Consider the following 12,288-nt stretch of genomic DNA (forward strand, 5'->3'; position numbering starts at 1 on the left):
CTATTCCCCCTGAGCAGTTGATTTTTGGACTGGGACATAAATATCCATGACGACATTGCGATGTCCGTGGCAGCGTTCATCATAAAATTCAAAATCGAGCTTGGATTCATCGTATACATATTCACTGTTCGGGAACCATTCTTCGAAAATATAGGTCCAGGTTGCTTGAACGGCCGCAGCTAGTGGATCTGCTTCATAGGCTGCCTCGCTCCTGAAGTAATCGACTGGCGGTGTTGTGAAGATGGCATAATGTGCCTCAGGAACTTCGACAGTTATCATGTCGGGTGTAACCTTGCTATAATCATCAACGATGACGCCAAATAAATAGACAATATTTCCTTCCTCTGATGCAGGGATACAGATTCCTACCTCGCCGTGCTCCGGCGGAGTTAATTGCGCATACATCTTACTTTCCAAATTGTCTCCGATATACGTATCCCAATAGGCTGCTATGTCTTTCGTATACCCGTTCGCCAGATTCGTGTAAATGCCATAGCCAGCTACTTTGAATCCAGACTTCGTTACAAATGTAGGCTGCATTCTGTCTCCCTCCAAATGAATGAATAGATTGCTTGAATGCCATGCTTTGAACTTCGCGAGATAAACTGTTGGGCTGTATCCGAATTCTTTGCGAAAGGCTTTGGAAAACCCGCTTGCTGTTTCGAAGCTGTACTCTAGAGCTATATCAATAATTTTACGGTTCGTGAGCAGCGCTCTCCTTGCCTGAATCAATCTTTTCTTACGCACAAAATCCATCAGAGGCATACCTTGGTGGACGCTGAATACTCTGCAAAAATGATATACCGAGTATCCGATATGCTCTGCAATTTCAATGGCAGTAAGCTCTCTGGTTAGATTTGTTTCGATATACTCGATACTGCGCTGAATATCGTCATTGTAATCCAATGCAAAATCTGTCCTTTCCTCTAGCAGTGGTTCGTTGGTACCTTTATTGTATCTGTTCTGTGGGATAGATGCTGTTCCATTCTTGCTAAAGGCTTGTATGTTTGCAAAAAAAGAAATGTCCTCAAGCTTGCGTATCATTGATACGACAAAACCTGAAGACATGTGAACGTCGAATTACAGTCAAGCGAACCGTGATGAAGAACCTAAAACAATACAGGCAAGCTCGCAAGTGAACGCATTGAGTCCTTGTTATAGGTCAGATGCTCGGGATCAATTGCCAGGCGCAGATTAGGCAGTCGTCGCAGCAGTGTGCGGAAAGCAACCTGACCTTCCAATCGGGCCAATGGGGCGCCTAAGCAGTGATGAATTCCCTTGCCAAAGGTTAAGTGCTCATTCTCTTCACGCGTAATGTTCAGAGTACCGGGATTCGCAAACTTATGCGGATCGAAATTGGCTCCGTTCAACGTTATCACTATCATTTCGCCTTTGCGGATCGTCTGGCCGTGAAGCACTATATCTTCGCCCGCAATGCGGTTGCCAAGCAAGACAGGACCGGCATAACGCAATAATTCCTCCACTGCAGAAGGCACCAAAGAGGAATCGTTCTGGAGCAGACGCATCTGATCAGGGTGCTGAAGCAGAGCCAGCGTGCCATTCGCAATCAGATTGAATGTCGTTTCATGTCCGGCGGAGATAAGCAGCCATATGGTCGATAGGAGCTCATTCTCGCTTAATTGGTCGCCTTCGTCATAGGTCTGAACGAGACTGCTGATTACATCGTTCCCAGGATTTTTGCGTTTCTCGACTAGAAGTAATTGAATATATTGAATAAATTCATTCAGTGTGGCAACAACCGCCTCACTTTCCTTCGGATCCAGTGAGGCTTGCCCAAGTGTACGCGTCCATTCTCGGAATTGGCTTCGCTCAGCGACGGGAATGCCAAGCATTTCCGAAATGACGGTGATAGGAAGCGGATAGGCAAAATCCGATACAAGATCCATCTTTCCCTGCTCCTGCACAGCATCCAGCAATTCATCGGCAATCTGCTGAATACGGGGATGTAGCTCCTCAATCATGTTGGGGGTGAAGGCTCTGGATACCAGCCTGCGCAGCCTGGTGTGATCAGGCGGATCAACAGTGAGCATATTCGGCATGTTGATCACCCATTCCATCAAGGCATTCACGGATGCGTTCTCCTCTATGGGTTGTTCCCTTGGTGTCAGCTTGCGGATGTCTTTGATGAAGCGCGGGTCTTTCAATATTGCAACAACATCATCGTGGCGAAATGCGAGCCATGCTTCCCCCATGCCAAAAAAATTATCAAGGCGGTACAGCGGTTCCTGCTGCTCATAAAATTTCGCATAAAATGAGACGACATCGTGCATTGGTTCCGTAGAGATAAAGTCGTCACTCGTTAATCTCTTCATATTTTTGCTCCTTTTCACATTCGCCGTTTCCATAATCATTGGGTCATGCATTCGTGTCAGTCGTGTCCGATGCAATTCCTTGACGGATCATGCAGCAGAAGCTTTTCATCTCATCAAGCAAGACATTAAGGCATTCTTCTTCAATGTTATCAATATCCTTGAGCTCCTCAATAAACTTCCTTTGGAAATGCTCTAGCGTAATCTTGATTAGTTCAAAAGCTTGCTTGCGCGGAACGCCTTCTCGCAGCTGAACTTTTTCAAATAATCGTTCCCACTCTTGATACCTGATGGCAATTGCGTGCCCATACTTCAGCTCAATGTCTTCTTTCAGTTCATCAGGCGTTAAATAGAAAGCTTCGTACACCAATTTGTACTCATTGGCATGTTTGCGAAAGTAATTGAGTTTTAAGCGGCTGATCGTATCTATAGCCTCAAAAAAATCCTTATTATCGAATATGCAATCCGCTTGAATTTCGCCGAATAGCTTTTCAAAGCAATGATCCAGCAAGCTGAAATACAGCTTTTTCTTGCTAGTAAAGTGATGAAATATTAAAGCCTTCGATGTGCCGGCAGCTTCAGCCAGCATCCCGGTCGAAGTGTTTTTATAACCATTGCTCGCAAATACGGATATGCAGGCCCTCAACACTTTTTCTCTTTCGTAGAGCCTTACAGGCAAAGCTTCTCCTCCTTCACTTTTTACTAACCTTTCGGTCAGTATCGATCATATGATGAAACGATCCAAATATGCCGCCCTCATCCTTTTTCATTATGAAATTAATCTCAAGACAAAAAGAGTTCAAGCCAATCCCCTCTAGGGAGACTGACTTGAACATCAAAAGATAAAATATGAATATAAAACACCCGATTACTTCGTTTATCATTTCACCAGCAATAGAATTACATGATTCTATTTCGATATAAAAGCTTAACCCGATGGACCATTTTTTAGTTCTAGATGCAGCAATGGAAATGGTCGGCCTGTTCCGTCGAGTGCTGAAGGCCCTATCTGTACGTACGAAGCCATATGTCTACTAATCGTTCATGGTATTTCGCATCATACGCGACAATTGGGTACCTCATTATCGACTCTCCCATGTATGACTCGCTACCTGGCCTGATCATCTGCATACCGGCCAGAACGACCATTTATTCAAAAAATTCACTTGGATACTGCACAACCCCGGAAGCGTGATCCAGAGCGTGCTCTTGCAGCTGCAATGCCATGAAAACCTCGTCAGGCACTTCAATTGGCGGCTGTATCCCCCATATAGAGGCCTTCTTGAAGCCGAACTTCGGATAATATTGAGGATGACCCATCACAATCACAGAACTGTATCCCAACTGTACAGCTAGCTGCAGTGCTTCGCGGATCAGCTTCTTTCCAATTCCGAGAGCTTGGTATTCCGGTAACACGGATACGGGAGCCAAGGCGAGTGAATCTACGGTGTGCTTATCTCCACGAATTGTTATTCGAGATAACAGGATGTGACCGACGATACGATCACTGAGAACAGCGACTAAGGATAACTCCGGAATGAATGCGTCGGATTGCCGGACACGGGATACTAATTCATGTTCCTTTTGATCACTGAATTCCAATGAGTCGAATGCCTGTTTCACAACGGATTCAGTCACTTGGTAGTCTGCTTGTGTTTCTTTTCGAATGATGATGTCCATGTTTTCTCCTTCTTGATATATCATAATGTTTTCTTATTCATGAAATCAAACGTATCGTTGCCGCATGAGTGGCAGCCTCGGTGCTTGAGCTGCTCTATCGTTGCGATCTCACATTGGCAGCCAACCGTGATCTTGTTCCCGCACTGTTTACATTTGTACGTACGCATCGTCTGCCTCACTTCACCTGTGTATAATGCATCCTCAAATGTCCCTGAGCATTCCGGTATGGTACGCTCAGTCGTTTTGAGAATGATCATCTGGCTCCGATTCGCGATAATCTCTGCTCCTTCGTATTCATTAAATCGCGGCATTGTTGCACTGGTCGTCACCCCCATTCTTAGGAACTCACGCTGCATCGTAAACATGTAATCAGGTGACTTATGTGCGAAGGATAAGAAAATTGGCAAGCCTTTTCTCTTCCGCAGTGCGCTAATACCTCGAGATACGAAGAGGCTCATCCCCTGCAGCGTATACGGGGGATCTGTGAAGAAACAATCGAACTTCCCTTGCAAGTTTGCCGGCAGTGGTTCTCTTAAATCGTGATAGATGCATTGAATCGGCAATCGTTTTTGCTGTGCCACATCATGAATGTAATGTAAAAATCGCTCATCCATGTCAACGACATGCACTGCTGTTTTGGAATGTCTCCCATTAGGGAATAGAGCTTGAAGCAGGAGTCCAATTGATACGCTAACCAAATCGTCGTCGCCCACACACATAATCTGTTTCCCAATTAAGAATTGCTGCTTCAAACAAAGCACTGCTCTACGTAAGCTTGTCTCCGGTGTACATTTGGATTGATCGATTCGAGTATCGGCCTGTGGACGATACTTCATGATTTCCCGCAAATCGGCTAATACATGGTGCAGATCGGAATGAATCCCATTTTCGAGAGCCATCAGCTCTTGATATAGGCTTCTATGGATTCCGAGATATCCCCATTGTTCCTCAACCCATGCTTTCCCTTTCACGGTACAGCGTGCTCCTTTATCCTGAACAATGGCCCCGACCTTGATAAGTTCCCGTTTGACGGCAGCAGCAGTTGGTATTGGAATAAGAGCTTTCCGGGCCAATTCTTTGGTAGAGATTCCAGGGTTCAAATAACATTCCATCAAGAGCTGCTCGATGACAGTGATCCCTTCTTCCAAGCGTACGCCTTCATTTGCGATGTCGATAAAATTGCGCATTCGGTATTCCTCCTTTGTGGTGGAATGACGCTCATTCATGGCACACAAAAAAGGCGCAGAATGAACAAACGTCATTCTACGCCCTTCTTGATTGATGACTAAATAAGCCCCCAAATAAAGCAAAAATCCGTGCTTCAAGAAGCACGGATGCGGGTTCAATAAATAGGCATACTTATGACCTAAGGCAAGTATGATATCCGTTGTTCTTAACTAATTCCGAGGGTACGCAAATCCACAGCAAATAAATATTGCTAAGCAGCAACACTTCTCACTGGCATTACATATACCTCACTATGGAATTTGATTAGTTAAGAACGACCGCCAACATCAACATCTCTCCCTAGAAAATTTATGCATTTATCGTAACACCTTGTAATTGTTCATGTCAAGTTTCTGCTCGTGCTGTCTATCACGTGCCGCAATAAGTCCGGTAAGGACGGGAAGGCGTAGGCGGCAATTCGCAGTATTCATCCTGATCCGCAGAGTACGCAAATGGATTCGCGAGCACATCCAACAGCCGCTTCATCACGCTGAAATCCCCTTCTTGCGACGCTGCATCCAAAGCTTCTTCAACTCGATGATTGCGCGGTATGACGGCTGGATTGCTGCTGCGCATAAGCTGAAGTGACTGTTCCTTGGATTGCGGTTGTTTGGCTAGTCTTGCTTGCCATTGCTCATGCCATTGTCCTAACTCGGTGCTAGCGAATAAAGATGACTCTTTCTCACCAGTATTGAGGGTCAATGCACGGAACGTATTGGTATAGTCAGCATGGTGCTTCTGCATCAGATTCAGTAGCTCGTCAATCAAGGCTTCATCGTACTCTTCTTCATTGAATATGCCTAACTTTGCTCTCATACCAGTCTGCCAGTGACCATGATACAGCTCAAAGTATTCATTCAGGGCTTCCTCGGCCAATTCCACGGCCTTCAACTCGTTGTCATGCAGCAGCGGTAAGATGGATTCCGCGAACCGGGCAAGGTTCCACCCGCCAATATTCGGCTGATTGCCATATGCATAGCGTCCTTCTCGATCAATGGAACTAAAGACAGTATCTGGATTGTACACATCCATGAAGGCGCAAGGGCCATAATCAATCGTTTCACCGCTAATAGCCATATTGTCCGTATTCATGACTCCGTGAATGAATCCGACAAGCTGCCATTTCGCGATAAGCGATGCCTGACGCTTTATAACCTCTTTGAGCAGGATCAAATATTGGTTGTCACTGCCACCGCTGTCGACTGATCCTGCAAAGTGTCTGTTCAGCGTATAATCAGCCAATGTGCGCAAATCCTCAACTCCGCACCAATTGGATACGTATTGAAATGTCCCAACACGTATATGACTCGCAGCGATACGAGTGAGTATCGCGCCCGGCAGCTCTGATTCACGTATGACTCCTTGACCGGTGGACACTACCGCTAAGCTGCGTGTTGTTGGAATGCCAAGACCGTACATCGCTTCACTGATGATGTATTCTCGCAGCATCGGCCCGAGGGCGGCTCGACCATCACCACCTCGTGAATATGGGGTTCTGCCGGGGCCTTTCAATTGAATATCGAATCGTTCACCTGTAGGCGTAATATGTTCGCCAAGCAGAATTGCTCTTCCGTCCCCGAGCATATTGAAATACCCGAATTGATGTCCAGCATAAGCTTGGGCGAGCGGCAGCGCCCCTTCTGGAATCGTATTGCCGGCAAGCGTAGCTACGCCATACTCGCTTCTTAATGCTTCTGCACTCAATCCGAGGGAGGCTGCGAGCGATTCATTCAAAACACGAAGTTCCGGCGCTCGGACAGGAGTTGGATTCAGCTTGGAGTAAAATGAATGTGGAAGACGGGAGTAACTGTTGTCAAAGTTCCATCCTGCGTCTAAATTAGAAGGTTTCTCGTCCATTGTATCTCCTTTTCATTCCTGCTATTTCGTATGTATCGTGCTGTTAGGGTTTGCTAACGTATATTTATTATACCTGTTCAGGTAAGCATGCGGCCAAGGTAAAGATAGATAAATCACCGAAATTACGCATTACCCTTCTCTATTCTTCTATTGACGGTGATAAGTTCCGTATAAATTAGCTTGCGAATAACTGAAGAATCTCATCAATAGTGGGAGCAAGCTGGCGATTGCCATTCTTGATTGCAATGAAAGTAGGCACTGCCTGCTTCAATAAGTCAAAGCTATAGTAATAATAACTAAAGAACGGTATTGGATCATATCCAGGCGGCTCCCCTTCCTCCCACTGTTCCTCATCCTCTTCCTCGCTCTCCGGCCATAAGTACTTTTCTTCTAGTAAGTCTTCCATCTTGTCAACCGCTTGCCCCGCCTCCATGTCTTGAAAGGCTAATGCGGAGGCAACAGCTGCGTAAGGCGTCATTTCGTTTTCCGTAATTTGTTCTGGTTGGCGAGCTCGATCCGCCAGCTTCTGCAGCAACACAAGCAGTACCCATGGCGTTACCTGCCACAATGTCCCCTGATGCTCGATTAAATTAGCCAATTCATGATATTGTCCTTCTTCAATCAGTTGAGGAATGTCCGTTCCCCTTCCATAAGCGGTTGTCATTCGCTGCCATGGAATACAGTCTAATGAGGCAAGCTTGCTATTCATCCCATTCTCTCCAATCAAGTGCATGTATTTCCCTCGATATACCCTTGGTTCGCCTTCACGCTTTTCTCATTTCTCTTGATTGTTCAAGTATTCTCGATATAACCATAGTGCTTCATCCAATTGATCTTCGCTTTCCAATAATACCATCACTGCATACGAGATCATGTCCACCCATTCGTCCATTTTTCGAACCTGTTCTTGGGAAAGCAGGCCATTGCTCTGCAGCATACCGTCAGGATATAAAGCCCATGCTCGGGATAGCTGGCAGATGCTCCAGAAGCACGATATCAAGATTCTGTTTACTTGCGGCTTCGCGAACTCATCGGCCAGAACTTCAATGATCTTCATCAGCTCGTGGAAATTATCTTCAATTAATTCACCGCGAAAAGGTCTCAGCATGCCTAAAAATCCATTCGTCATTTTCTCGTGCTCGATGTCATCATGTTGGAAGGCATGGCATTTGAGAAGAAATAGCGCCTCGTCTTTCGTCATCATACCACTTCCTTTCTGTAAAAGTTAGGTTCAATAGATACGATGCTTCTACTTACAAAGCGCTTCCTCCGTCATCCTGCAGTCCTCCATGACCAGCCATAAATTGTTCTCATCATAGTCTGCGACGATCCCATCTACACAGTAGCCTGGATATAAATATTGTGACGGTGTTCGTTCTCTTAGTTTATTGTAATCTGTTATGGCATAAGCATTATCGCTCACTCGGATGATTGCTCCTTGCGGATAAAACATCGCAATTTCCCCGCGAACCGGACGCCCCGGGGGATACTGCTTCTTCGTTTTCTTCCATGCCGCTAGGCTAGGCTCAATTGCTTGCTGCCACTCGATTTCAAATTGTTCCTTCGTAAGGATACGATCGCTCGCCTCAATAATTACTTCTTGATCGCACAGCACAAAATCGGGCGCAGTGGAGACCACGCTATGCAAATCGCCATGTTTGCTTATTTGTCGATAAGCTGTTCCGTTCTCGTCAATCTCAAAATAGTACATTTCGTCTTCCTCGACCCCGGCAGCTTCAATATATATCATCGATATTCCACCCCTACTAGTCAGCGATGCTAGAAAGTCTTCCTTGCTTTCCACCTCCAATCAAGTATATAAAGCCTGTTCTTGCAACACAATCACACGAATGACCTAGTTAGCTGTCTAAATGGTAAAGGACGCCCATCTAGGGCGCCCTTGTCCTGCAACTCGTTTACAACTTGTTCTGGCTAATTAAACTTTCCTGCCTGCCCATACATCTTTCACATATCTCCTGTCGGATCCAAGCTGCTCCAGCCATCTGTTTGCTTTCGTCTCGCTAACACCATGAATGTCTTGATACATTTGCTTAAGTGTTGCCTCTACATCTGGTGACATAGCGCTCCCGTCTCCGCACACATAGAACTGTCCCCCTTGATCAAGGAGACCGATTACTTCTTGCTGACGCTGCTTGATCAGGTGCTGGACATAGGTTTTTGGTTGACCCTCGATACGAGAGAATGCGGTGTGTACCGTAACAATCCCCTCTTGTTGATAATGCTCCAGTTCTTCTTCATAGATGTGATCCGTCGCATCTCGACAGCCGAAATAAAGATATGCGCTGCCGAGCGGAATCCCTTGCTCCTTCATGGCTTGCCGAGCTTGAAGAAATCCACGGAATGGCGCAATTCCTACCCCCGGGCCTACCATAATAATAGGTGTGCTTGGATCCTCTGGCAGCCGGAAATTGGACTGCGGTGGCTGAATAAACATCCTGATGGATTCGCCTGGTTGTCTGTCGGCAAGATAGTTAGAAGCAACTCCACGATATTCATGGCGTCCATCCCAAGCCGGACTCTGTACGACTCCTACCGTAAGACTAATCTGATTCGGCTGTACACGAGGAGAGCTGGATATCGAATAGTATCGTATTTTTAGTGGCGGGAGCAGCTCTAGAAAGCGCTCGAATGTCATTGAGCAAGCTTCATATTTCTCAAGTAAATCTAACATTGATATTCGCTTCTCTAGGATGTTCCGCCTATAGGCTTCTGCCTCAAGCAGTGCTTCTAATTCAATTCGATGCGGAGGACATACCGTCAATGCGGCAAGCTCGCGAATTTGCGCTCGGCTGGCGGGCTCCTGAAGTTCGACGCTCCGGCTTAGAAGATCATGTATCAACACAGGTCGATGTAACGGCAAATGGGAAGAACGGTTCTCTATTGTTCGCAACACCACGTGATCGCTTCCATTTAAGTCAAATCTGCTTATTACCCGTTCGACTAGATTATCCGAATTGATAGGGAACACACCTAAATGATCCCCTTCAAGATAAGAAACTCCTTCAGGTAGTTCAATCTCGATATGACGTGTACTACGCCCGTTTCCTCCCCTTTGCAGCTCGTGATTGTCTATGACCGTTGCACAATGGACATGGTATGATTCGGCAAACGGTGATTCAACCGATATGTTTACAACCTCTACAGTTAACGAAGAAACTGTCGATTCCTCTGTTCCATCAATTCCATCAAATTCTAATTCCAGTGAACGCATAACTGCTGGCCACAGCATAGCGCACCACTCCTCCACTTCGGTTTCGAAGTCACCGCTGGCATCGCCATGTCCGACAGACAGCAGTCGATTCGCGCCTTTAGCCGCGAGTTGTTCATCCATGAACATGGGAATGCTCTGATAGGTACTAGGCCAGTTATGATCGCCGCAACCGAAGACGCAATAGCGAATTCCTGTCAATGCTTCCGGCCCCACTTCCTTCAGCCACTTCATGAAGCGTCGTGCATTGCTGGGCGGTTGACCGTTATATGATGCTGTTACGATATAGGTGATGCCTTCCTTGGGAAGACCATCTGCATAATCGTTTAGGGGTGCGACTTTACTTAGGAAGCCTAGTTCACGTCCTTTCTCCGCCAGTTCGCGGGCAATGCCCTCTGCTGTGCCGAAATTAGAGCCGTATAATACGAGGAGCGGCGTATGGTGAAGGGATCGTTGTTGAGGCTTTCGGCTTAAGGAGACTCCTTCATTAGATGGGGCATGAGTTTCGTTGTGACTGGTTGCTGCTCTGGTCTGTGGGCGTCGCGGTCGGACTTGCATGGTGAAGCCTTCGGGCTTGATGGTCAGCGACTCCATAAGCTTCAATTGATAATTGGTGTGATCGATGAGTTCGAAATGTTTCAAGATTAAACCAAGCATTAATGTCGCCTCTTGCAGAGCAAATTGCTGACCGATACAAGCGCGTTGACCGATTCCGAAAGGCTTATAAGCATCATGAGGGATTTGGCTTGGATCCTCGAATCGCTCTGGGCGGAATTCGTGAGCATCACTTCCCCAAGCAGCAGGATCTCGGTGCAATTGAGGAAGCAGCAGGAGTAAGCGATCTCCCTTCTTCATCTCATATCGATCCGCGAGCAGCGTATCTTGCTTCACATGCAAGTTGAACGCGGGTGCTGTTGGCCATAATCGCAGCGATTCATCGAGAATCATGCGGATGTATTTCAAATTCTTGATCTGTGTGTAGGTGGGAACGGGATCTTTCAGTACACGATCTACTTCCTCATAGCCTTTTTGCAGCTTATCGCGATTGTTCAGCAGAAAATACAGGGCGAAGGACAATAATCCGCTTGTTGTCTCATGTCCGGCTACTAAGAACGTAATAATTTGATGCCGAATGTTGGCGTCGTCCAGAGCTTCACCTGTGTCTGGATCCTTGCCTTGCAGCATGTAGGCTAACAAGTCATCTGCCTCTTCGTGTCCGTGCGCTTTGCGTTCAGCGATCATTTTATCGACTAAGGAGAACATGACATCAATGTCCTGCTGGAATTGCCGCCGTGTTTTGACCATAAGCTTATCCTGAATGCCAAGCCGCTGCGCTTGATTCAAGGATTCATCCAATGCCCGAACCATACTTGTTACAAATGGGTGGGGCTGATCACGGTAGAAGCTGTTAAAGCGGTAATTGAAGCCACATAGCCCGATTGTATCCATCGCCAGTCTTGTCATATCCTCTGGCACCTCGATATGATCATCCGGATTTAGGCGCGACCACTTTTGGATTAACTGCATGGCGAGATCCAGCATCTTGTCAAAATAGCCCCGCATTGCTGTGCGGCTGAAGCTCGGAAGCAAAATATTATGGGCCTTCTTCCAATTCGGATCTTCCGTCTCAGAGGTAAATAAGCCATCCCCTGCAAATGCCCGCACATTGTTTAATATCGTTTTATCTACGATTTTGCCGAAGCGAGCAGTGTCGCTAAATTCCTTGGCCAACTCGTACCCGGAGACGACATGAAGCGTTCCAAATGGCAGCTTCATGCGGTAGATTTCACCGTATTCATCAGCAAGATTCATAAAAGACAAGATGGGGGTATTCGGATTCAGTTGAGGAATGTTGCCGAGAGGGCCGTAGGTTTTGGGTTGTGGAATCGCAATAGACATATGATATTGCCTCCTCTATATGGAATACAGATTCGTTCGTAAGAGGTAGCTCATGGATGTCAGTGT

At 46.4% G+C, this 12,288-nt stretch carries 10 protein-coding genes; all 10 read right to left on the reverse strand.

Annotated elements, in window-relative coordinates:
* Entirely contained in the window at positions 1-1,044 is a 1,044-nt protein-coding gene (locus ABN764_RS05310) for an AraC family transcriptional regulator (RefSeq protein WP_446671180.1), read from the reverse strand.
* Between the two features lie 65 nt (positions 1,045-1,109).
* Positions 1,110-2,333, reverse strand: a complete 1,224-nt coding sequence (locus ABN764_RS05315; protein WP_446671181.1) for a cytochrome P450 family protein — start codon at positions 2,331-2,333, stop codon at positions 1,110-1,112.
* Positions 2,334-2,376: 43 nt separating this feature from the next.
* On the reverse strand, positions 2,377-3,009 hold the full coding sequence (locus ABN764_RS05320) for a TetR/AcrR family transcriptional regulator (RefSeq protein ID WP_315745965.1): 633 nt from the start codon (positions 3,007-3,009) through the stop codon (positions 2,377-2,379).
* Between the two features lie 470 nt (positions 3,010-3,479).
* Positions 3,480-4,010, reverse strand: coding sequence for a GNAT family N-acetyltransferase (locus ABN764_RS05325; protein WP_446671182.1), 531 nt, complete (start codon positions 4,008-4,010; stop codon positions 3,480-3,482).
* 20 nt (positions 4,011-4,030) lie between these two features.
* A complete protein-coding gene (locus ABN764_RS05330) occupies positions 4,031-5,197 on the reverse strand; it encodes a bis-aminopropyl spermidine synthase family protein (protein WP_446671183.1) in 1,167 nt (388 codons plus the stop codon).
* A gap of 409 nt (positions 5,198-5,606) precedes the next feature.
* Entirely contained in the window at positions 5,607-7,094 is a 1,488-nt protein-coding gene (locus ABN764_RS05335) for a protein adenylyltransferase SelO (protein ID WP_446671184.1), read from the reverse strand.
* A 175-nt stretch (positions 7,095-7,269) separates the two neighbouring features.
* Entirely contained in the window at positions 7,270-7,803 is a 534-nt protein-coding gene (locus tag ABN764_RS05340) for a hypothetical protein (protein ID WP_268625421.1), read from the reverse strand.
* A gap of 66 nt (positions 7,804-7,869) precedes the next feature.
* Entirely contained in the window at positions 7,870-8,295 is a 426-nt protein-coding gene (locus tag ABN764_RS05345; RefSeq protein WP_072729532.1) for a hypothetical protein, read from the reverse strand.
* A 48-nt stretch (positions 8,296-8,343) separates the two neighbouring features.
* A complete protein-coding gene (locus ABN764_RS05350; RefSeq protein WP_446671185.1) occupies positions 8,344-8,844 on the reverse strand; it encodes a hypothetical protein in 501 nt (166 codons plus the stop codon).
* Between the two features lie 186 nt (positions 8,845-9,030).
* Positions 9,031-12,222 carry a bifunctional cytochrome P450/NADPH--P450 reductase gene (locus ABN764_RS05355; RefSeq protein WP_446671186.1) on the reverse strand — a complete coding sequence of 1,064 codons (3,192 nt, stop codon included), beginning with the start codon at positions 12,220-12,222 and terminating at the stop codon, positions 9,031-9,033.
* Positions 12,223-12,288 lie beyond the last annotated feature (66 nt).

This window comes from Paenibacillus wuxiensis, from assembly GCF_040195695.1.
Lineage (GTDB): Bacteria > Bacillota > Bacilli > Paenibacillales > Paenibacillaceae > Paenibacillus_B > Paenibacillus_B suaedae.